This window comes from Candidatus Neomarinimicrobiota bacterium (assembly GCA_021734025.1).
Lineage (GTDB): Bacteria > Fidelibacterota > JAANXI01 > JAANXI01 > JAANXI01 > JAANXI01.
Genome location: JAIPJS010000006.1, coordinates 70,105 through 93,657 on the forward strand (window position 1 = coordinate 70,105; position 23,553 = coordinate 93,657).

Here is a 23,553-nt window from a genome sequence, read left to right on the forward strand (position 1 = left end):
AAGAACTATCTAAATTGGTCATCTCCTTACTAAGTTTTTAAAATTTTGTGTCCAGTAATATTTTGAGCTAACAAACGAACCAATCATAAACCACCCCCATGAATAATTGCTAAAATCTCTTGGGAGAATTAATTCTCTCAATCCTAACGCCAATACCAACAGAAATACGCTGATAGAAAAATTTGTGATGGACTTATTTTCAGAATGAAAAGCTGACTTAATCTGTTTAAATGTTTGAAAATAGATAGAAATATAAATTAATAACCCGACGATACTCAATTGAGCGAGAATGTTAAATAATTCTCCTTCAAACTGAGGAGCAGTTGGTATAAATCTTCTTACAACTACACCTACAGTTCCTAGACCAGAACCAAACGGGTGGTCCATAATGAAATGCACTGCTTCATTTAAGACATCCAACCTGCCGCTACTAGAGGGATCCATTCCTATAAAAATATACGAGAGATTTTGAATTGCTCCCGTATAATGCAAAACGTAGAAAACAAATATTCCTAATATTAAGTAAACAGGTAATCTTTTAAAATTCCTACCTAAATATATTATACCACATACAAATAAAATCACTATAGAACTTCTTGAGAGAGAAAATACAAGACCTACCAAAATTATGAGAAGCGAAGTACTTAAAAATATTTTCACTTTATTACTGTCGTAGTAATTCCAAAGAAAAGGTATAAATAAAATTTGAAGAACTATAAATAAGCCAAATTCATGGGCAGTTATAAAGGTAGAGGTCGCTCTAATTTGCTCATACCCATAGGCTGTATGCGCGACGGCAAGTTTATCAACATTATAGACATCATAAAAAAAATTAGTTCCCAAATATTTAACTTGAATAACCGCAAAAATACTTACCAATACGGCAATACCAATCATCCGGGTTAAAACTTTAGCATACCCATCTATGGTAAAGACAAAAAACCGACCCGCCATGTAAAAAAAGAAAATTTCGTAAAGGCTCCTAAAACTCCAAATTGATGTTGTGAGATTTCCCCCAATCGGTATATATAATATACCGAGCAGTAAGAATAAAACTATATAATCATCAAGTAGGATCATACGGAATTCAATTTTATTCCTTCTGTATGATGTCATAACAACATTCACTAAAATAAAAAGGGAAATGACCAACTCTTTCCAAAGTTTAATTAAAATGAAAGATGGCGCATTTATATTTAAGCCCATATACCCTTTAAACGCATACATTAATAAGACATGAATACTCACCAAGAAAAAATACACAGCAACCGTGTTATATTTATTAAGATAAAGATCCATACTTTTAGAAGAATTCCGGCCTAATACAACAGATGAAAATTGCCATCAAATATATTTATCATCTATAGGAAATCTATCATAATATTCAGATAAAAATCTGAATTCCTTCACCCCTATTTATTGATATTTTTTCCTTAAATTTCAAAATTTCCAAGCAATATCAGAAAGAAACAATGAGTGTACTCTTTAAAAATGGATCACTGTAATACCTTAGCCTTGATATAGGATCAATTTTAGAACAGAAATTCAAATACTAAGAGTGCCTCCGTAGCGTTTCTCTTCCTGTAAATCAGACCAGTCAGATTGAACCATAACGTGAACTAACTCTTCAAAAGATAAGCGGCTTCTCCAGTTTAATTTATCAGCTGCCTTCGAAGCGTCACCAATTAAAACATCCACTTCTGTGGGCCGAAAATATTTGGGATCCACCTCAATGAGAACATCTCCACATTGTATATCCCCTGTATAGTTGTCATCAGTAATAGCAGCTACTATACCGATTTCTTCCTTACCTTCGTTTTGCCAAACTAACTGAAGTCCGACTTCACGAAATGCCAAATCAACGAATTCCCGCACCGTATGAGTTTCACCTGTGGCAAGAACGTAATCATCCGGACTTTCTTGCTGAAGCATTCGCCACATTCCTTTGCAATATTCTGGAGCGTATCCCCAGTCCCGTTTGGCATCCAGATTCCCGAGGTACAGTTTTGATTGCAGGCCCTGTTGAATTCTTGCCGCTGCACGTGTAATCTTGCGTGTCACAAACGTTTTTCCTCGTCGGGGCGATTCATGGTTAAATAAAATCCCATTAACAGCAAACAGATCATATGCTTCACGATAATTTTTGACAATCCAATATGCATATAATTTCGCAACCCCATATGGACTTCGGGGGTAAAATGGGGTATTCTCATTTTGAGGTACTTCCTGGACTTTGCCATACATTTCACTCGTAGACGCCTGATAAAACTTGGTCGCATCCTTTAAACCAACCTCTTTAATGGCATCCAGAAACCGCAAAACACCTATACCATCTACTTCCGCCGTATATTCAGGAACTTCGAACGAAACTTTAACATGGCTCTGTGCCGCGAGATTATATATTTCATCAGGTTCTATTTTTTCAAGCAGCCGGTTTAAATTGCTACTATCAGTCATATCCCCATAATGTAGAAACATTTGCACATCCTCTGTATGGGGATCTTTATATAAATGATCAATACGTTTTGTATTGAAGGTACTGGCCCGGCGAATAATTCCATGAACTTCATAACCCTTTTCCATTAAAAGTTCTGCGAGATAAGAACCATCCTGACCAGTAATCCCCGTTATAAGTGCTTTTTTCATTTCACCCATTCCGTCTATATTACATTATTCGTATTTGTGTAGAAATAGTAAATTAAATCATTTAATGATTTGCAAGAAACCAATGATATGTTTGCTGAATCCCTTCTCTCAATGAGATAGAATGAGTCCAACCTAACTTCTGTAGCAGAGACACATCCAATAATTTCCGTGGCGTTCCATCCGGCTTAGCAGTGTCATGGTCGATTTCTCCTTGATAGCCAACTATTTCCGCAATGATTTTTGCCAAATTATTAATGCTGAGGTCTTCACCAACTCCTATGTTGATGTGGGTGATGTCTTTACCATAAACTTGCCCTGCATCAATTGTTTTCATTAGGTAGACGCAGGCGTCAGCCATATCATCGACATGGAGAAATTCTCGTTTCGGTTCCCCCGTTCCCCATAAAACGACCCGATCACTCCCCTCTTCTATGGCTTCATGGAATTTTCTAATGAGTGCAGGAAGGACATGAGACGTTTTTAAATCAAAGTTATCGTTTGGACCGTAAAGGTTGGTTGGCATAACTGAGAAGAAATTGGAACCATACTGACGATAATAGTTTTCGCACATTTTGATGCCAGCAATTTTGGCAATAGCGTATGGTTCGTTGGTCTTCTCGAGTTCACCGGTCAGAAGGTGTTCTTCTTTCATCGGCTGGGGCGCATGTTTCGGGTAGATGCAGGAGCTACCCAAGAAAATCAGCTTTTTTGCACCGTTTTTATAGGCGTTTTGGATGATGTTATTTTGAATCTGGAGGTTTTCGTAGATAAATTCCGCCCGGTAGGTATCATTGGCCAAAATACCGCCCACTTTTGCAGCCGCCACGAAAACATATTCCGGTTGTTCCTGTTTAAAAAAATCTTCCACTTCATTCTGACGAAGTAGGTCTAACTCGGAATGTATTTTTAATACTAAGTTATCGTAACCTTCATCCTGCAGTCTGCGAACGATAGCAGAGCCAACCATCCCGGTATGGCCTGCAACATAAATTTTAGAAGTTTTATTCATTAATATTTAGAAAAACTATTTTTTTCCGTTAGTATTGGTAAGATAAATCGAAACAATTATTTATCATCAGATTTATCGAAAATTTCAGATTCAGAGAGACAGGGTTATTTTTTTTACGTATTCATCTTCATCGTGCAGGAATCAGGTGTTCTTTAATCTCCTGTATTTTCTCCCTTTCTTCTTCATCTTCTTTTAGATTGTCAATTGTTGTCTGAAAGAATGCAACGCTTATTCCCAGAACACTCCCGATAAATAGACTAATAATTACAGTGAGCATTCTGTTCGGTTTGCTATTATCCATCGGAGGCACTGGCTCCTCGAGGACAGTAATCACCGGCTCACTGCGCTGCAGCTCGATCTCAGCCTGAGTGAGTTGGGTTTGAAGATCGCTATAGAGCTGTGATTTGAAATTGACATGCCGTTGTAATCTCTGTTGTTCAGTCCGAAGTTCCGCGGTCTGCGGATTGGTATTACGATCAAGAAAGTTGGCCAGTTGTTTTTCGGCTTGCCTTAAAATAACTTCGGCCTCAACAAACCGTTCTTGGACAAAATCCAAATTGTCTCGTGCCTTTTGTGTTTTGATCCCCCGAATCCTGTCTTTTAGGTGCTCAATAAAACTCTCTGCTAGCTTTGCTGAAAATAGAGGATCCTCAGTTGTTACATCAATAGACATTAAGCCAGTTCCCCTATCGATGTTAACCGCAAGCATCTCAGATACTACTTTCATCGCTAATTCTTCTGCTTCACTTGGATAGGAACTTTCCCCAGAGGTGTTTATAACTGCTCTCTTCGCTGGCTCTTTCTTAAAAGATTCAATGAATTTACCTGGCACGTTAAGGATTCTTGAAATAATGGATGCTTCACCGTCAAAATAATCTGTTAAAGTTAGGGTATCACCAAGCTCGGAAAAGTAAAATTCATCTCGTACAACGGCTAGCCGAACCTCCCTGCTTTTAATAATGTCAGGGTACGCCTCGGCCGTCAACCCGGTTGTGGCAATACCCAAATTAATGCCTAAGCCTCCCAACCCCCGACTTAGCGAAGAAAATCCCCCAATTCCAGTTTCCTGTGCTTCAATCTCTCTAATAAGTGTGGCAGAAGATTTATATTCCGGAGAAGCAAAAAGAGCGATGAACAACCCTATAATCATACAAAAACCTATCGTATATAGAATAACCCTTTTACGTCGAAGCACTAATAGAAATAGGTCAAGTAAAGATACTTTTCTCCCGCTATAGTCAGACGCTATAAGTTCTGCAGAGGAATCATCTCTTTGATTATAATCTTTATGGGCTTTATTATTCGGATCTTCAGGCATTACTTTTTATCGGTAATGTAAGCGATGAACAATTTTTTCCTAACAATCACAACCGACTCGCTAACACTAGTATCGTCAGCGTTGTCGAAATAATTTGCGAGATATCGGTCAGTGTTTGTCCCAGGTTGAACGGCTCCCGTTCGCGCTCCGGTGCCTCGGTCACCCGGATGATCGCTCCGTCATCCACCTTGGGATTCGGATCAAGCCAGTACCACCGCGGATCCACTTCAAATGTAGCTCCGGATGCTTGTGTGATGTACACATGTTCCACCCGGTCGCCAACACCGCCGGCGCGATCCAGATAAAACCAGAGCCGCCGGCCTTCCTCGAACTTGATAAGGCCGGGATTGGCTACGTTGCCTTGCACGGAGACAGTGTTCGGCTGGGGTGGTATAATAACTTCATCTCCCGGCTGCAGGATGACGTCTGCCCGTTCTTCGCCCTCCAGCGCCCGGTCAATCCGGGTGATCACGTTCTGCCCTTTCCGGACCAGGCGGCCTCCCTTGGGATAGGCGGTAGTGCGTAATCCTCCGGCACGCCGCAATACCTGGGAGAGCAGTTCATTCTCCTCCCGCAGGGTATAATCTCCAGGATATTGCACCTCGCCGCTGACAGTAACAACCTTCTGGGGTTTAAAATTCGGATCACGACGAACATAAACCCGGTCCCGGTGATGCATAGAAAAGGTCCGGGCATTACTGAGCGCCAGTGTCGTATCATCAATTCCAAATGAAATAGTCGAATCCCTCATCACTTCAGGTAGCAGCTGAATGGTCAGGGTTTTAGCTCTCGATTGGGCATCCTGTGCTTCCGGCTCAAGGAGCCTGGAGATTTCCACCTGCTCCAGATACGAATCCTCGGTGAAACCACCCGCCCTGAAGATAAGGTCCTCCAGCGTCATATTTTCCTGGAGACGATACTGTCCGGGATTTTTGACCGATCCACTGATATTGACAAACTTTTCCGAAACCCGCTCTTCCACCTTGCGGGGATAAACCCGGATTTCGTCATGTGGTTGTAACCGCTCTTCCGCCAATCCGTCACCGTTCAGAGCCTCCTCCAGGTTAAACGGTACCACAATCTCCCGCCGGCCATCCGGTGTTTGCCGGAAGAGGTCGGCCCGGGGCAGATAAACCGTCTTGAGATACTCCTCGTCAAGCAGTCCCTCGCCTCTAAACAAGAGGTCATACACGGTCATACTGTCCCGGAGGGTAAATACGCCGGGATTGCGAACCTGCCCGCTGATAGCCACCTGTCTGATCGTATCCAGATCCGTCCGGGAATACACCCGCAGGCTATCATCAGGCAACAGGGGGAGGTTATGCCTGGGATGATCTTCAAATGCCAAATTGAGGTTTAAAGAAATTTGCCGTTCCGTGCTATCCCTGTTGACCCGGATAAGATCAGCCTTTTCCAGATAGGCATCCGGGCGGACGCTATCTGCCCGAAGAATTAGCTGACGGATTGTACGAACCGAGTCGCTGAGCTCATACTGTCCCGGCTGGTATACCGCCCCGCTGACAAATACCCGGTTTTGATACGACTTCAATATGGAGAAAATACTGACATGGTCTCCATCGGCCAAACTCACATCCTTTTCACCGCTCAGCACCTTCGTCAGGCTGAAGTCCAAAACCTCCCTGGCAACCGACGGGTTTTCCCGTTCAGCGAGGGGGATAATCCTGGTCACGTGGAAGCGTCCGGCATACGCCTCCGCCGTAAGCCCGCCGGCGTAATCAACCAGATCCTTAAACGTTTCATCCGCCAGCATCTCGTAGTATGCGGGACGTTTCACTTGTCCCCGAACGGCAACCGTCTTGCCCCGGGGCGGCACGAATACCCGATCGTTATTCTGCAGGCGGAGGTCGCTGGGCTCGTACCCGTTCAACAGGTACCCGTACATATCGACAGTCGCCGCAACTTTTCCATCCCGGATCACACTGATCTGACGCAAACTTCCCTGGCGGAGAGGCCCTCCCACGCTATAGAGGACATTAAATACCGTAGAATTACTGCTGATGGTATAACCACCCGGTTGTTTTACTTCTCCCAAAACATACACTTTAATAGGACGAAGCCGGGTGACCGTCAGATCCATATAAGCGGTGGGCGGATTCGCCGTAAGTCCCGCATAACTCCGGGATAGCCACTGTCTGATTTCTTCTCTCAGCGTACTCAACTGTTTCCCGGCGACAGTGAACTGCCCCACGTTGGGGATATAAATTCTTCCTTCCTTGTCTACCGGCAGGTCATACTGAAACTCCGCAGATCCCCACACCACCAACCGGAGCTCATCCTGCGGGCCAACTAAATACCCATCGTCCACCGGGCCAGTCGCAGTCGGTTTAAAGGCGTCAGGCACCTTTTTAAATAAATTATATCCAAAATACGGGAGACTGTCGACCGCGCGACGGGTGGTATCTTTGGTGGTATCCTGCGCCATGGCGGTCGTATCTGCCAACGCCGTTGTATCCTCCCAAACGGTCGTATCATCCCGGAAGAACATATCCTGCTGCGACTGCCGTTGCTCCGGCGACGCACTTTGATAGGCGTCCAGCATCTGCTGAATTCTGGATTCCGGGATGCCCAATTCCCGCGCACGCTGTGTTGCCTGCTGGGGGTTGGACAGATCGATGCCCAGCTGTCGTGCCCGCTGCCGGGCCTCCTCGATGGTCATCCCCTGCCGTTCCAGTTCTTCCTGCACCTGTCCCGGCACCTGTTGATGAACCGCAACCGGGAGGAGGAATATGCCCATTGTCAGGAGAAAAACGTATGGCAGTACCCCGCTGATCATCCTGTTCCCAAAAATATTTTTCATTTACTTACTCTCAACACTACTATCAGTTCGTTCTCACGGAAATATTTGTCAAAGGTAAAAGAAAACTCAAGAGAAAACAGCAATAAATTTTAGCATCCAAATCATGCCAAATACTACGGGCTTTCCTGTTAGACGTGGCTTCGCCACCTCACTCCCATTTATATCATGGAGTGTTATGCCATGCAATTGCTTCTTCTCAATGTCATCCCCGCTCCGAACTCTCTCAGAACAAGGAGTTTACCTTTCATACCCAACTACTCTAAAACGCACGCCGGCCAAGCAGCACCCTACAGGATTATCAATCACCTGTAATGTTCTTACGCAATGTTTAATGGGAATTAAGTCAAAATCATCAGGGATTTTTCTCTATTCACCTCGGAGTAATTATTCCTTTCTCCATATTCTGGCAATAATATTCAGACAAACGGTACTTTTCAACAACTTATGCCAGAATCGACAACTGGATGTGATAAATCACACAAATTACTCTCAACAACCGGTAAATACCTATGAGTTTAATGTACTTGCGTTACTCTCATCTATTAATGCATTCACTTCAATTAAAATGTCAACGATGCGTCCGGCAGCGTGCCCGTCCCAATATTCCGGAATCTCACCGGAGCTCTCTGCTGCGTCAAGGGCCGCTCGAACCGCGTCAAGAATTTCATCTTTGGCCGGATGCACCAGTCGATTCGTCCCAACCTCAACCGTCACCGGCCGCTCCGTGTTCTCCCGGAGCGTCAGACACGGTACGCCGAGCACCGTGGACTCCTCCTGGATTCCGCCTGAGTCCGTTAAAATAATTTTCGCGTCACGTTCTAAACCAATAAACTCCAGGTAGCCCACCGGATCAATAATATGCAAGCCGGGCATTGATTCCAGCGCACCGGATGCAGTCAGTTCGTGTATCCGTTGCTTTGTCCTGGGATGGGCGGGAAAAATCAGCGGCAACTCACCCTGAATCTCCTGAAAGGCTTCCAGGATTCCGGTAAAAATCTCCTCATCGTCCACGTTCGAAGGCCGGTGCAGCGTAATCAGCCCGTATTCGCCGGATTCAATTTCCAGAGAATCAAGGAGGTTCGAACAGTCCGCCCGGGGGAGGAATTCCTCCAGCGAATCGATCATCAGGTTGCCGACGAAAAATATAGAATTCTCGCTGTGCCCTTCCTTTTTCAGATGCTCATCCGCATCCCTGCTGGTGGTAAACAGGTAGTCCGCAACGCTGTCCGTCACCAGCCGGTTGATCTCCTCCGGCATTCTTCGGTCGAAACTCCTGAGCCCGGCTTCGATATGTCCCAGTTTAATATGTAACTTCTTTGCAACGAGTGAACAGGCCAGGGTGGAATTCACATCGCCAACCACGAGGACCAGATCCACCGGATCGTCTATGAGCAGCTTTTCGTACTCGGTCATCACCGCCCCGGTCTGCTCGGCATGCGACCCCGATCCGACGCCAAGATAAACATCCGGCTTTGGCAGGCCCAGTTCCTCAAAGAAAATACGTGACATTTTCCGGTCGTAATGCTGGCCGGTATGGATTAATCTGACCTCAAACAACTCTGGATGATTTTGTAGAGCATGGTACAGGGGTGCCGCCTTCATAAAATTCGGCCGGGCCCCGACTATCAAATCAATTTTCACAGCGTGTTTATCCAGTTATCCGCATTCATTATTCCATAAGAGCGCAAAATGTAGTCCGCAGCCCAAACTAGTGCAATCGATTATTTTACATTCCTCTGTACCTGCCGTGAAGCGGGATACAGAGGTAAATATATCCTGTTCGAAAATACGCATTTGAGATATTATGTTCGCTTATCCCCTGTTACTAAGATATTTGATGTAGAGGCCCAAACCACGTATCAGCTGCCAGAGACCTATTCCCGCCGCAATCAACAATCCGCCCGCCACCACCCTGCAAAATATTCCAAATACTGACCCGGCATCTTGGGGCACATTCGTCACCAGCACCAGCAAAAGGATAATCGCAATCCCAACCAACACAATCCCACGCGTGACGTTCTTCTTTGCCAGTCTTTTTCGATTGTCATACTTCCACGGCATCCCGATCCTCCCGACTGAAACTGTCTTTACTTTACCCATCCACACACACATGAGTACAACCGTGAATATCTGTTCCTTCCAGTCTAGGCACTATACAGGCCCAACCAATGAAACAGCATTGCTGTATACCAATTTGTTACACAACTATTTTATCATCTATCTGTTCAAACGTGTTTTACTAAGACAAATCTATTCTGCGTGAAATAAATATTCTAAGTGCAAACGGAAAAGTACGATACCATATTGAATAGATTTCTTATTACCAATAAATCAAACCATTCCTCAGGTAGAAGTCAAGCAATATCTGTCACGCGGGCTGCCTGCTCGGCATTTTACGCCTGGTACGCCAACTTCGTTCTTTGAAAAACGCAAATTCCCAAATAAACTAACATATCTGTTTCACATACAGAGGCACCTATGACACTCACGAAAGAAATTACGGTTGATCTTCCCACCAGGGAAGGTGAATTCCGGCTAAGCCTCTATTCCAATGATGTGGATAGCCGGGAACACCTGGCCCTGGTAACTGGCGATATCCATGGCCGGGAGAATGTGCTGACCCGCATCCATTCCGAGTGTCTCACCGGGGATACGCTGGGATCGCTGCGGTGCGACTGCCAGGATCAGCTCCAACTGGCAATGCAGCGACTTTCCAATGAAGGGGCTGGCGTATTGATTTATTTACGGCAAGAAGGCCGTGGCATCGGCCTCCTGAATAAGCTCAAAACCTACAACCTCCAGGACGAAGGCTATGATACGGTCGAGGCCAACCGCGAAATCGGCCGGGGAGACGATGAACGCTCCTACGACATTGCCGGCAGCATTTTGCAGGATCTCGGCGTCCGTTCAGTCCGCCTGATGACCAATAATCCGGAAAAAATCCGCGGAATTGAAAAGGCCGGTATTCCGGTAGCCGAGCGTGTCCCGCACCAAATCGACGCGACGGATCGAAATCGGAACTACCTGAGGGCTAAGCAGGAGCGACTGAATCATCTGCTGGAGATTTCGTCGACGCCATCAACTGCATGGAAATCGACCGGCGTAGAACGAATTCTTCACGAAATCCGGCAGATGCTTGACCAACACCTAAAAAACAGCGCTTCGGATTACCCGGCCCGGACGCTCAGCTTTGCCCAGAGCCTGGACGGCAGTATCGCAGCGACGGCAGGCGAGCAGCTGACCATCAGCGGGCAACAATCGCTGGAACTCTCGCACGGACTCCGTGCCATGCACGATGTCATTTTAATAGGTGTGGGAACGGTCACCGCCGATAATCCGCAGTTGACCGTCCGGCTGCGCGAGGGGGAGAACCCGGTCCCGGTCATCGTGGACAGCAACCTGAGTATTCCGCCGGACTCCCAGGTGCTGAATGACAATTCACGGACGCCAATAGTTGCGACTACGGATGAAGCGCCTACAGCATCGCTGGAAAAACTGCAAAAATTGGGGGTACGGGTAGAACAGATGCCTGCCACAGACGATGGCACGGTCGATCTCGCAGCACTGATGCGGTTCCTCAAATCCGAGGGGTATCGGCATGTCATGGTGGAAGGCGGCTCAGGGATCATCACCAGTTGCCTGAACCGAAGACTGGTCGACATCATGGTGCTCACCGTGGCTCCGCAACTCCTTGGCGGATTCAGGGGGATCGGCGATCTCCGGATCACCGATCCTGAAAATCCGCCACAACTCAACAACATTCATCATCGTCAACTTGGTAAGGATTTAATCGTATGGGGAAACGTCTGCTGGAATACCCGATAAGTCGGCACAGCCTCTATTTTACCGGTGAACGTTCGGTAACAATCCGGGAGGAGACTTTGCCTGATCTTCCACCGGATCAGGTGCTCGTCACATCCATATACTCGGCCATCAGCGCCGGGACCGAGATGCTGGTCTACCGGCAAAAGGTCCCCGCGGATATGGATGTGGATTCCCAGCTGGCGGTCTTGCCAGGCCAGTTCAAATATCCGCTGAAGTACGGGTACGCCGTGGTCGGAAAAATCACAGAAACCGGCTCGGAGATTAATCCGGACCTGCAGGGAAAACTTGTGCACGCCTTTCATCCTCACGAATCCCACTTTCACGCGGATCCAGATGACCTGCTTCTGCTGCCGGAATCACTGGAGCCGGAAGAAGCCCTGTTCCTCCCGAACACCGAAACCGCCCTTAACCTGGTCATGGACGGTGCTCCCATTGCCGGCGAAACGGTCGTCGTGACCGGACAGGGCATTGTCGGACTGCTCACGACCGGCGTACTGGAACAATTTCCGATGCTGAAAATCTATACCTTGGATCATTTTCAGCTCCGCCGGAATGCCTCCCTGCAGTTCGGTGCGACCCAGTCCTTCGATACGGACAGCAATTCCATGGATACGCTGCGCGAATTACTCTTTCCGGAAGATGAAATTTCCGGCGCTGACCTCCTCTACGAGGTGTCCGGGAACCCAAAAGCACTTGATTCCCTCCTGGAGTTGGCCGGCTTCGGAAGCCGGATCGTGGTCGGCTCCTGGTACGGCACCAAGGCTGTGTCGCTGGATCTCGGCGGACGCTTTCACCGCAACCGCGTCAAAATCATCAGCAGCCAGGTCAGCACCCTCGGCACCCAATTCGCCGACCGCTGGACCAAACAGCGACGCCTCAATCTCGCCATGCGGCAGTTAAAGCAGCTCCCGCTGCAGTCGTGTATCACTCACCGATTCGCCTTTGAGAACGCTGCTGATGCCTACCAGCTAATCGATCAGCATCCGGAGAAAACCATCCAGGTGATTTTGACTTATTAATTTTGTCGTCAATCTCCGAAGGAGCCTCCACTGACTAGCCCCGGGATTTATCCCGGGGATCCGGAAATCTTGTTTCCCCGTTTTTTCTTGATAAAAAACGGGGAGAAAAAATCAAGGAAACTCAGAACTCGCACTTCTCTAGTTTAATATGGTCTTTCATAAGACTGCTCATATATAGAGGAAAACATTTTAATTTCTATTTGGGTGCTCAGACACTGAGTTTCCGAAAAAAATATTCTTTGGAGATTTTGATAACCGAAACTTTAAGATAGATTATTTTTGTGCAAATGGCCTCCACGTCTATTTTGTCTTCATGCCCGGCGCCCTGAGGACAAGCGGGAATCAACTGTTTGACCGGAGGGAGTTTTGATTCCCGCCCGAGGAAGCCGTTGGCATGACAGAAATAGACGTGGCAGCCTTGACCTTTTGCCCACTTTTATGTCAAGATAAAAGTGGGTGTAAAAAAAGTTAAGAAAACCCGACTGAGTTTAACTCAATCAACAAAACTGAATGGAGCCCTCGGCTTTACAGCCGGGGTTCCTGCTTTGACTCCGCCATTAGGTGGAGTCTGGACGGAATCCCGCCCAGAAAACCATTCAACCCGCCACGGCGGGATGGCGGGATAAAACAACCTGTCCCCGGGCTGAAGCCCGAGGCTATTCATAAGGTTCCCTGATCAAAGATATAATGGATCTAAAAAACCGTACCATAAAACCTTATATTTGAGAAAACATCAATAAATAAACAGGTACCAATCATGTACACCCTCTCAATCCAAAAATCATTCGTCGCCCAGCACTACCTCATTGGCGGGGACTTCGGTCCCGAAAACGAACTCCACTCCCATCCCTATCGCATAGATCTCCGGCTCACAGGAAATAGACTGAACGAACACGGCTATCTCGTTGACATCGATGAAGTAAAATCGGTCCTCTCGGATACCGTCGCGATCTTTCAGGACACCACCCTCAACGATCTCCCGGAGTTCAGGGATCTGAACCCAAGCCTGGAGCACTTCGCCCGGATCTTCTGCGAAAAAATCGCCTCCGCCCTGGAGACGGAAACCCTCGAAGAGATTTCGGTCAGACTCTGGGAGGATGAGTCCACCTGGGCTGAATACACCCAATCGCTGTAAATGTTTCCTACCATTGATCGGTTTCAGCGCCACTGACAGAGACGAACGGAATAACCGGACGGGATAGTGTGTCCTCCCCGGCATCCATAAAATCCATAAAACCAATACAAAAAATTTTCTATCTTTCGTCAGGCAATTCACCCGCATTTTCGTAATGAAACAATTTAATTACATCAAAATACGAACTCGTGATCTCCTCACCACCTGGTGGGCGACGGCATTTGCGCTGAATGCTATCCTCGTCTTTCCGTCCTGGTTCCACAAACTTGCGGAAACCGGCACGGTATTCGGCTTTTGGTACACCCGCCAAATCTTCAGCCTCTTTTGGATAAGCGTCGATCTCCTGGCTATGCTCACTCTGCTCTATGCGACCAGGAACAAGAGCTGGCATCGCTGGGTTCGCCGGGCATGCATAACCGCGTATATCCTTCTGCTGGCATTCGAGGGATACGCCTCGGTCATCCAGCAACTCTTTCAGCGTCCCCCCGTCCTGTACAACGAATTGTATCTCATCACAGACGCCCTCTATCTCGTCCTGGATAACGGTCCTGTGGCCTGGCTTATTCTGCTGATCATCACAGCACTGGTCGCGATACTTATTCTATGGATTATCCCAAAGATGTTCGGGCACCTGAGCCGCCGACTCAGGGAGACCGGTTCACCAGAACCCATCTTATGGACGCTCGGAATTCTCTGGACAGCGGTGCTGCTGGTACAAATCGACTGGGGTATCCACAAACGGGACGCTGCAGCCCAACTGGTCAGTTACCGGGCCGGTCAGTCGGTGGAGACATCTCTGGAATATTATCACACCATCCGGAAGACGGACTGGGCGGCACTGGACAGCACGTTCCAGGAGTACGCCAATCTGCAGTTATCAACCAGGCCGAACATTTACCTGATAATGCTGGAATCGTACGGAAAAATTCTTCTGCAACACCCCAAACTCCAGGATGGATACAATCGGATCATCCGGGATTTTTCGGACACACTGGAGTCCCGCGGCTGGCATGCCGTGACCAACTACAGCGACGCCCCGGTGGTCGGCGGTGGCTCCTGGCTGAGCAGCGCAACCATCCTCACCGGTATCCGGGTTGCCAACGAACCATTGTATCATAGTATCCTGAAATTCGACACATCGCACCTGATTCGCGTCCTGGAGGAACTCGGATACACAACAATCTCGGTGAAGCCCGCCGATCGGACCAGACCCGGTATTCCCCTGGAGAACCAGTTCGGATTTGAAATACCGGTTGCCTATAAAGATTTGCACTATACCGGAACTGCGTTCGGCTGGGGCATTGTTCCGGATCAATACAGCCTGAATTACGCCTATCACAATTATGTCGCACCGGAGACTGGACCCACGATGCTCCATTTCACGACCCTCGCCACCCATATGCCGTGGAGCGAGCAGGCGCGCCCCCCGCTAAAAGCGGACTGGCGGTCCCTGAACAATCCGAACGATTCGACCGCCTGGAACGAAGATTTTTTCAGTCATCTCAGGATCAGGCTCCATTCGCTGACCATGCAGCCGTTGAATACGGACTACTTCCTCAAATTACTCCGGTACGATTTTCGGGTAATCCAACGATTCATGCGGGACAAAATCGCCGGCGACGCCGTGGTCCTCATTGTTGGCGACCACCAGCCGGCAATGGTCACCCGCAAATCCGACGGGACTCAAACCATCGTTCATGTCCTGAGCAAAAATAAGCAGCTGCTTAGCACATTTACCAAAGAAGGCTTTGCGCAGGGATTCCAAAAACCCGCAGAAGATTCAGGCACTATCGCCCACCAGGACCTTTATCCCATGTTGATGGAGAGCCTGAAGGCGACTTATGGCTCCGCGGATACTTCGGAAGCGGCACGAATCCAATGAAAATCGGACTTATCATCTACGGCGATCTGGAGACTCTGACCGGCGGCTACCTCTACGACCGGAAAGTTGTGGAACATCTCAGAGAGGCCGGACACGAGGTATCCGTCATTTCATTAAACCGCCAGGGGTACCTGCGAAACGTACCGGAGAATCTCTCGACAAAAATTATGGATGAAATAGAAACTCACCAGCCGGATCTGTTACTCATCGACGAACTGGTACATCCGTCCCTTTTTTTACGGATGCGAAATATTAAAACACATTTCTCCGTCCCGGTAATCGCCATCGTTCACCTGCTGGCAGCCGAAGCAAAATCGAATCCCGTTACCAGCTGGTTCTCCAAACGGGCCGAGCGGAAGTTCCTGCATAATGTGGACGGGTACGTTGCCATCAGCCAGCAGACGGTTGCGCAGGTCGTAACGCTGCTTGGATTACCCAAACCACACGTGGTTGCCTACCCGGCCGGGGATCGGTTTGGCGGGGAAATGACTGAGGAAGGAATTCGCGCAAATCCCGACCGGGATGGCCCGCTCCGGATTTTAGTACTGGGTAACCTTACACCGAGGAAAAATGCGCTGGCCGTGCTCCGGGCCTGCCAGGATTTCACCGCTCAGGAAGTCAATATTACCCTGGTCGGCGACCCGGAATATAAACCGGATTATACCGGGAAAATCCAGCGATTTGTCCGGAAGAATAGTATGGAGTCGATTGTCCAAATAGCCGGAAAGATTGAATCCCCGGCAGAGATTGCGCAATTTTTCAAGCGCTCGGATCTGCTCGTCCTCCCCTCCTTTGCGGAAGGGTTTCCGTTGGTCCATGTGGAAGCGGCCGGATTCGGCATTCCCAGTATTGCCACCGCCCAAAGCGCCGCGAACGAATTTATCACTCACGGCGAAAACGGGTACATCGTCTCCCCCGGTGATCTCACAAAATCACGGGGCCTCATCCGCGAACTGGTAAAAGACAGAGACAAACTTGCCACAATGAGTGTCAATGCCTTCCGGGCATACCTGAAACACCCCACCTGGGAGGAAACCGGCCACAAAGTCCGGGAATTTCTTGAAGGATTTGCCTATGAATGAATACACTTACCAAGACTATCTTGCTGTGAAAAAATCCGTGGACGACCGGGCACTGAACCGCAGAGTGTTCGAGACATTTCGAACTCATCTCTGCAAAATACAGGAACAAGGAACCGCACGGCTAATCGAAATCGGCTCAGGCGCCGGCGCCATGGTAGAGCGACTTTTCGACCGGGATGTGCTCCATCGGTACGATTATACCGCCATGGATCTGAATCAGGACAATACTTCGGCTGCTATCTCCGGCATACAGCACTATTGTGAGAAACACGGCATCGAATATGCCGTATCCGATGGTCAAATTTTTAAACTCCTGGAGGACGAGAAGCGTGGTCACATCCGGTTCGTAACCGCCGATGCGCTGGAGTGGCTTCAGGAGGAGGAACACATCGCCGGATTCGACGGCATCCTGGCCCACGCTGTCCTGGATCTGTTTCACCTGGAGACCGCCGTCCCAATCCTGCTCCAGGCCCTGAAACCCGGAGGATTCTACTATTTTACACTGAACTATGGCGGCGTTACGCAGGTTTCGCCATCAGAAAATCCCCGGTTGAACAAAAAAATCCTGGACACCTATCACAAATCCATGAACAGTGAAACCACCAACGGGAAACCGCGGTCAGGAAGCAAGGCGGCGGCTAAACTTGAAGCAATACTGTCGGATAAAACAACCCTCATTGCATCCGGCGATTCCCCCTGGCGGGTAGAACCGGTCAACGGCGGATATCCGGACGATGAACACCGATTCATCGAATATCTTCTCCGAACCATGGAAAATGCGCTCAAAAGCGTCCCGGAAATCGGAGAAAAAGAATTAACCGATTGGCTTGCAGAACGCCGGGAACATCTGTCGACTGGCCGATTACAGTTTACCGCTCTAAATAAGGATTTCTTTGGAGTATATGAAACTTCCTAAAGATACCGCCTCGTGTTGCCCGCATAACGCCGGTATGTATCACCCAATCGTTCCCGGAGTATCGCTTCTTCCAGCACCACGTGATAATGACTGTTCATCAGATAAATGACTGTCCCACCGAGTAAAACCCATGTAGGGTACACCAGGAAAAATCCGACCATTATGATATCCAGCCCCAGGGTGATGGGATTCCGGCTGAAGCCATATATGCCCGAAGTGAATAACGGCATCTCATTTTTACTCCGGAATTTCGAAATTTGAATCACTGCAGTCAGCGTCAACAGGCTGCCAAGAACTAACAAAACCACACCAATCAGAGCAGGGGACAATTCCACGAGAACTGTTATCGGGAGCAAATATATCAGTACATCCGGATACAATTGTATCACAAACGGTATCAAAAACGTGATTACAGAGATAACCGTGCCGAGTATGAGCACGCCACGGGTGAACGGTTTAATCCCCAGAGCATCCCGTTCGGTTACCTCAGAACGACCTGACAAAAGCCGGTAGGTTGACACTTCACTGGGGAGCGGGAGAAAGATCAGTTCCACCACCTGGAGTGCGTAGACACCCCAGATGATGATATTCACGTAATCAGGCATAACAGGATTACCTTTGCCGGAAGAGGAATTGTTCCTCCGGGCGCCAGAGGGAGAACCGGCCGGAGCCGAAGAATAGAATCGCGATTGAGCAATAAATGATGATGAATGTCTGCGGGGAAATCGCTCCGGGTTGAAGGGTTATCCCGAGAGCGCACATCAGAACAATAGCGGTTATTTGCGCCGTAACGCCCATGAACACGAAGAGTGTCAATATGCCGACGACCATATATCCTGGGGTCATATGATATCCGCCGGAGAGTACTCCCCACAAGAAGGCGCCTGCGATACCAATCCGAATCACCGGAAGTAAAATCCATCTGCCTGTCCCCTTGATCTTTGAAACAAAGGACCGGTATCTCCCTCCGACCGAATCGATGATTCCGGCGGTAATAAGCCAGTCCCGGAGAAAAAGGTATACCGTCGGAATGAAAAAGCCCGGCGCAGCAATTTTGGTGATTTCTCCGGGAAATATTGGCAACAATGCAATCCCGAGAAATCCCATCTGAATGCCCGCGGCAACGCTTCGGAATCGATCCGGCTGTAGTTCAATCACCGGTTTGCCCGTCCTGAGACGCCACTTTCGTCCGAGGATAAACAGGTAATACGCCAACCCGATGCTCATATACCACACCGGCAGTTTTCCCAACGCAATCCCCATGGTGGACGCGACGAGTATCCCCAGCGCATCAAACCGGTTTTCCAGCATTTGTCCCAGCGATGAAATATGATCCCGCCTTCTGGCAATATGCCCGTCGAAGCCGTCCAGAATGCCCGCAAGGAGATAAAGGATAGCCGGGAGATACGGGGCGCGACTTAGAATCTCCGGAGAAAAAATCAGACCGGCCAACAAGGCGAGCAGAAATCCCCGGAAAAAAGTGATTGTATTAGCAATTCCCAGCGAGGGAAAAAGCCGGTCACCATTCGGTGGCCGGTTTTGATTGAGCCGGTGGTAGAATTCCGTGGTGATGTAAAAAAATACCAGCGCTACGCCGAGGAACCACCGCATGGCCACGTCTCCACTGAATGCGGTCCGAAGCCAAAGCATCATTACGCCGGGTATAATCGCCAGAACAATAATCAGTAATCTGATTCGGCTCTGGAGATTTTCGAGAATCGTTCGATTATCCATAAAATGTCATTTTCCAATGATGAGCGGGCGTCTGCACACCCGGGATGAGATAACAGGAAATTCAGGGATGGGAATGCACGCCATGCTCGCCATGACTGTGATCCTCAACCCGGTGATACTCGTCTCCGCTCTCGTCCACCGGATCGATATGCACAACCGCATCCGTCAGGAAATCCAGGTCATGGAGCAGATTGTGCCGTACCTGTATGGCAATATTATGACCTTCTTCGATGGTGAGATCCGGTTGTACCGCCACGCTCAATTCGGCGCGGATCTCGTGACCGATCCATCGCGCCCGGACGTCGGAGACTTCGGCCACCCGCTCCGTATGGTCCGCGGAGTGCCTGATCTGATCGATGATCTCCGGATCGACGCCGTCCAGCACCCGCTGAAAGACCGTCTTCGCCGAATCCCAAACAATTTTCAGAATGGCAATGGTGATACCGATACCAATGATGGGATCCGCGACAGGATATCCCAGCCAGGTACCCAGTGCGCCCGCCAAAACTGCGAGACTGGTCAGGCCGTCAACTCGCGCATGCTTTCCGTCGGCAATCAACGCAGCGCTGCCAATATTCCTCCCGACATTAATCCGGAACACCGCCACCGCTTCATTGCCGATAAATCCGATCAGGGCAGCCCCGGCCACCACCCAGACATGACTCATGGGATCGGGATAGATGAGCCGGTGGATCGACTGATAACCGGCGACGATAGCGCTAAACAGGATGGTACCAACGATGGCCATTCCGGCCAGATCCTCCACCCGACCGAAACCGTACGAAAACCGCTTGTTCGCCTGCTTCCGCGCAAACAGGAACGCAATCCAGAGCGGGATGGCTGTGGCCGCATCGCCAAAATTGTGGATGGTATCCGCAAGCAGTGCCACGCTGCCGGAGAGGTAGACAATCACCACCTGAATCAGCGCCGTAACCATCAACCCGATAAACGACCACTTGATGGCCCAGATCCCCTTTTCCGTGGACGCGATGGATGGATCGATGGCGCCATGGGTATGCTCATGACCATTCCCGTGGTCGTGTGAGTGATTATGGTGTGAGTGTGCCATTGATATTCGAAATTTTATTGTGATGAGGTCGCGGACCGAACCGAATCATGCGCCCCGGCTCTTCTAATAAGATTATCGATTACGTTTCTGGATTTCCAGTGATGTCTGCATCCGCGACTACACAGGCTCTCAATTTTTTTCAGCAATTTCGAACTTTTGCGTGAACTGCTCAATAAATTCTTCTGTCCATCGGATTTCAGCGGTCACCAGATGCAGCTGGTGACTCACCGCATTCCGGAACAGAAACGGGATTAACTTCTGATCGGACTCGTAAAGCGTATTCTCTTCCGGCGAGAGATTGGCCGGCTTCTTCTCCCGGTTCCGGCGGAGAATTTCGATGGTGCGTCTGGACTGTTTCTCTCTGATGGTCTTCCCCAGTTCCCGAAATCCTTCCAACCGTTCCGTGAGGTATCCGAGCACATTATCCGCCGGGACTGCTCCGACAAAATGTATTGCAGCATCTATAGCATTGGATGCGGGATTTGTAGCGGTCAGCGCGCCGGCGAACAGTTCTTTGAACTTTTCTCTCCCCTTGTCCGTAATGGCGTACCCTTTCCGGTCCGGTCGACCCGATTCGGACGGCTCGATCTCCACCTGCTCCACCAACCCGTCCTGCGTGAACTTTTTCAGGGCATGGTAGATCGAGCCGTACTGGATGTCCACGTTAAACATCTCGTACTCGATCTCCTTTTTGATTTCGTACCCATGCCTGCGGGCTCTATTCAAAATCCCCAGTACTACCAAATCCGTAACCATTCCATAATCCTTTTCGGTCGATTACCAGTTGCAAACGCACCTAATATATAAATTTGTATATGCCGATCAAACGAATATTATACAAATTTTTATAATTCTTTCTTCAGGTACTGTGAATAGGGTGATTCGGAGATCTATTGGGGGAGGTGGTGGAGGAGGTACCCCAGTCGTCCCTGGCGGGACTGACGATCATGCAAAACCGCCCCCGGGATAAATCCCGGGGATAGTCAGCGGTCGCCCCTGACGGGACTGGTTTATGATGGTTGCCTTCCGCTCAATTAGTACTCTTTTTATGGAAACTCAGTGTCTGAGCACCCCAATAGAAATTTTTAGGGCTATTTATATTTAAGAGAGTAATGAATGAAAGACCATGTAGATTCATAGAGGTGCGAGTTCTGAGTTTCCTTGATTTTTTCTACCCGTTTTTTATCAAGAAAAAACGGGTATTAGATAATGCCCAATTTGGCCTGTCGAAGAGAAGGTATTCCAAAATTTGGGTATAGTGACGTTCGAGACCGGATTCTCAATGAAAATATAAACTCTCGGTTTAATCGGGACCTTCTTCTCCATCTTCCCCAAAAAGATATTCCTCAAACTCATCGGCCGGCAGCGGCTTGCTAAAGAGAAATCCCTGGAGCTCATCGCAGTCCGTATCCCGGAGAAAATTCCGCTCGCTATTGGTCTCAACACCCTCGGCGATGACCGAGAGTTCCAGGTTATGCGCCATCTGAATAATAGCCCGGGTGATCTCCATGTTCCGATGGTCATCCGGGAGGTTCCTGATAAACGTCTGGTCAATTTTCAAAATATCAACCGGGAATTGCTGCAGATAACTAAACGATGAATACCCTGTACCGAAATCATCCACTGCGACTCGGATGCCGTTTGCCCGAAACGTCTTCATCACATTACGGGCCTGCTCCTCGTCCCGGATGATAGCCGTCTCGGTGATCTCTAGCTTAATATCGTCGGACTTGAGATCAGCGGTGTTCAGCAGCTCATCAATCTTTGTGACCAGGTCGGATTCCCCGAACTGCTGTCCGGACAGGTTTACGGAAAGCGTAAATCCGTTGGCGCCCCGGGTTTTCCACTCGCGCATTTGCCGGGTGGCAGTTTCCAACACCCACCAGGTGATGTCGGATATCATTCCGGACTCCTCTGCCACCGGAATAAACCGGGAAGGAGGCACAAAGCCCATACGCTCATTCTGCCAGCGGATCAACACCTCGGCCCCACTGATTTTACCGTCTCCGGAGCGAACGATCGGCTGGTAATTCAGCGTGAATTCGTTCTTTTGCAGTGCGCTCCTGAGCGCGGTTTCCATCTCAATCTGCTGGGATGGTGTTGCTTCCAGTGTCTCGGAATAAACCTGGTACCCGTTTCCGTTCCGGGCCTTCACCAGGCTCCGTGCCAAACCCGCGCATTCCAGTAGCTGGTTTATCTCTTTTCCATGACGCGGATACAATGCAATTCCCATACTCCCGGTTATATGAATCGTGTGGCCCTGTACTTCAATGGGAGACTTCATCTGCTCCAGCAACTGGTCTGCCACTGTTCTTGCCCCCTCTTCATTCTCGACCGCTGTCAGCAGCACGGCAAATTCTGCGGCCCGGGTGCGGGCGACTGTGTCCTCTTCCCCGGTTCCGGACTGTAGTCGATTGGCTATTCTTTGCAATACCTGGTCTGCGGCCTCATGCCCCAATGAGTCGTTAATTTCGCTAAAGCGATCCAGGCTTATCGAAAAGATGGCCAGTGCATTCCCGGATGCGGAGTCCCCGGACGCCTGTTCTGTAAACTGTTCCCCGAAGGCGAGTTGGTTCGGCAAACCTGTGAGGTCATCCTGGCGAAGGAGACGGTTCAACTCCCGATCCTTGGCCTCCAGCTCTTCAGAAATTTGTTCAAGGCGTTCCTCCCGTTTTCGCAGCTGGGTCTGAATAGCGCTGAACAGTTCTACTTTGGTAAACGGTTTCGGGATAAAGTCATCGGCGCCAAGCTCCATGCCTTTGCGAAACTTCCGCCGGCCATCGGTGCCGGTGAGAAAGATAAACGGCACCATCCGGAGCTCCGGATCCTGGCGCACTTTTTCGAGCACCCCATATCCATCCAGCACCGGCATGGATATATCACACAGGATGATATCCGGCAGCTCAGAACGGGCGAGCTCCAGCCCCTCCTCGCCATTATCCGCTGACAGCACCTCGTAATTGCCGGATCCAATCATTTCCTCAAGAACGGTGCGGACGGATGAATCGTCTTCTATAACCAGCACTGTGGGCATTGCGGGCCTCGGTCCTCACATATTCATGTACTCACACTGAAAAGGTAGGAGACTCTTTGGTTACAT

The 23,553-nt window shown here is 49.0% G+C and carries 18 protein-coding genes; 6 read left to right on the forward strand and 12 right to left on the reverse strand.

Annotated features, from left to right (window positions below):
• Positions 1-18: 18 nt before the first annotated feature.
• The 7 genes from K9N57_08700 to K9N57_08730 all read right to left on the reverse strand — a co-directional run bounded on the left by K9N57_08700 (position 19) and on the right by K9N57_08730 (position 9,852).
• A complete protein-coding gene (locus K9N57_08700; protein ID MCF7804255.1) occupies positions 19-1,299 on the reverse strand; it encodes an O-antigen ligase family protein in 1,281 nt (426 codons plus the stop codon).
• 246 nt (positions 1,300-1,545) lie between these two features.
• Positions 1,546-2,646, reverse strand: coding sequence for a GDP-mannose 4,6-dehydratase (gene gmd, locus K9N57_08705; protein ID MCF7804256.1), 1,101 nt, complete (start codon positions 2,644-2,646; stop codon positions 1,546-1,548).
• Positions 2,647-2,707: 61 nt separating this feature from the next.
• Positions 2,708-3,655, reverse strand: coding sequence for a GDP-L-fucose synthase (locus tag K9N57_08710; GenBank protein MCF7804257.1), 948 nt, complete (start codon positions 3,653-3,655; stop codon positions 2,708-2,710).
• A 127-nt stretch (positions 3,656-3,782) separates the two neighbouring features.
• Entirely contained in the window at positions 3,783-4,973 is a 1,191-nt protein-coding gene (locus K9N57_08715) for a hypothetical protein (GenBank protein ID MCF7804258.1), read from the reverse strand.
• A 46-nt stretch (positions 4,974-5,019) separates the two neighbouring features.
• Complete coding sequence (locus tag K9N57_08720) at positions 5,020-7,767, reverse strand: SLBB domain-containing protein (GenBank protein MCF7804259.1); 2,748 nt, start codon at positions 7,765-7,767, stop codon at positions 5,020-5,022.
• Between the two features lie 531 nt (positions 7,768-8,298).
• Positions 8,299-9,432 carry a UDP-N-acetylglucosamine 2-epimerase (non-hydrolyzing) gene (gene wecB, locus K9N57_08725; protein MCF7804260.1) on the reverse strand — a complete coding sequence of 378 codons (1,134 nt, stop codon included), beginning with the start codon at positions 9,430-9,432 and terminating at the stop codon, positions 8,299-8,301.
• A gap of 171 nt (positions 9,433-9,603) precedes the next feature.
• The gene (locus K9N57_08730; GenBank protein ID MCF7804261.1) at positions 9,604-9,852 is read right to left on the reverse strand and encodes a hypothetical protein; all 249 of its coding nucleotides are present in this window, start codon (positions 9,850-9,852) and stop codon (positions 9,604-9,606) included.
• Between the two features lie 417 nt (positions 9,853-10,269).
• Here K9N57_08730 and ribA point away from each other — a divergent pair, with 417 nt between their 5' ends.
• The 6 genes from ribA (at position 10,270) to K9N57_08760 (ending at position 17,650) form a co-directional block, all read left to right on the forward strand.
• Positions 10,270-11,616 (forward strand): GTP cyclohydrolase II, encoded by a 1,347-nt coding sequence (ribA, locus tag K9N57_08735; GenBank protein MCF7804262.1) that lies wholly within the window; start codon positions 10,270-10,272, stop codon positions 11,614-11,616.
• A complete protein-coding gene (locus tag K9N57_08740; GenBank protein MCF7804263.1) occupies positions 11,613-12,635 on the forward strand; it encodes a zinc-binding alcohol dehydrogenase in 1,023 nt (340 codons plus the stop codon). Before ribA ends, K9N57_08740 begins: the two co-directional genes overlap by 4 nt.
• Before the next feature lie 757 nt (positions 12,636-13,392).
• On the forward strand, positions 13,393-13,770 hold the full coding sequence (locus tag K9N57_08745; protein ID MCF7804264.1) for a 6-carboxytetrahydropterin synthase: 378 nt from the start codon (positions 13,393-13,395) through the stop codon (positions 13,768-13,770).
• Positions 13,771-13,924: 154 nt separating this feature from the next.
• Positions 13,925-15,652: a hypothetical protein gene (locus K9N57_08750; GenBank protein MCF7804265.1), complete on the forward strand. Its 1,728-nt coding sequence runs from the start codon at positions 13,925-13,927 to the stop codon at positions 15,650-15,652.
• Positions 15,649-16,734, forward strand: coding sequence for a glycosyltransferase family 4 protein (locus K9N57_08755; GenBank protein MCF7804266.1), 1,086 nt, complete (start codon positions 15,649-15,651; stop codon positions 16,732-16,734). Before K9N57_08750 ends, K9N57_08755 begins: the two co-directional genes overlap by 4 nt.
• The gene (locus tag K9N57_08760; GenBank protein MCF7804267.1) at positions 16,727-17,650 is read left to right on the forward strand and encodes a class I SAM-dependent methyltransferase; all 924 of its coding nucleotides are present in this window, start codon (positions 16,727-16,729) and stop codon (positions 17,648-17,650) included. Before K9N57_08755 ends, K9N57_08760 begins: the two co-directional genes overlap by 8 nt.
• Here K9N57_08760 and K9N57_08765 read toward each other — a convergent pair.
• From K9N57_08765 to K9N57_08785, 5 genes are all read right to left on the reverse strand, one after another.
• The gene (locus tag K9N57_08765; protein MCF7804268.1) at positions 17,647-18,255 is read right to left on the reverse strand and encodes a hypothetical protein; all 609 of its coding nucleotides are present in this window, start codon (positions 18,253-18,255) and stop codon (positions 17,647-17,649) included. The genes K9N57_08760 and K9N57_08765 overlap by 4 nt on opposite strands.
• A 7-nt stretch (positions 18,256-18,262) precedes the next feature.
• A complete protein-coding gene (locus tag K9N57_08770; protein MCF7804269.1) occupies positions 18,263-19,384 on the reverse strand; it encodes a CDP-alcohol phosphatidyltransferase family protein in 1,122 nt (373 codons plus the stop codon).
• 61 nt (positions 19,385-19,445) lie between these two features.
• A complete protein-coding gene (locus K9N57_08775; GenBank protein ID MCF7804270.1) occupies positions 19,446-20,453 on the reverse strand; it encodes a cation diffusion facilitator family transporter in 1,008 nt (335 codons plus the stop codon).
• Positions 20,454-20,582: 129 nt separating this feature from the next.
• Positions 20,583-21,209: a PadR family transcriptional regulator gene (locus K9N57_08780; protein ID MCF7804271.1), complete on the reverse strand. Its 627-nt coding sequence runs from the start codon at positions 21,207-21,209 to the stop codon at positions 20,583-20,585.
• Between the two features lie 547 nt (positions 21,210-21,756).
• The gene (locus tag K9N57_08785; protein MCF7804272.1) at positions 21,757-23,487 is read right to left on the reverse strand and encodes an EAL domain-containing protein; all 1,731 of its coding nucleotides are present in this window, start codon (positions 23,485-23,487) and stop codon (positions 21,757-21,759) included.
• Between the last annotated feature and the right edge of the window lie 66 nt (positions 23,488-23,553).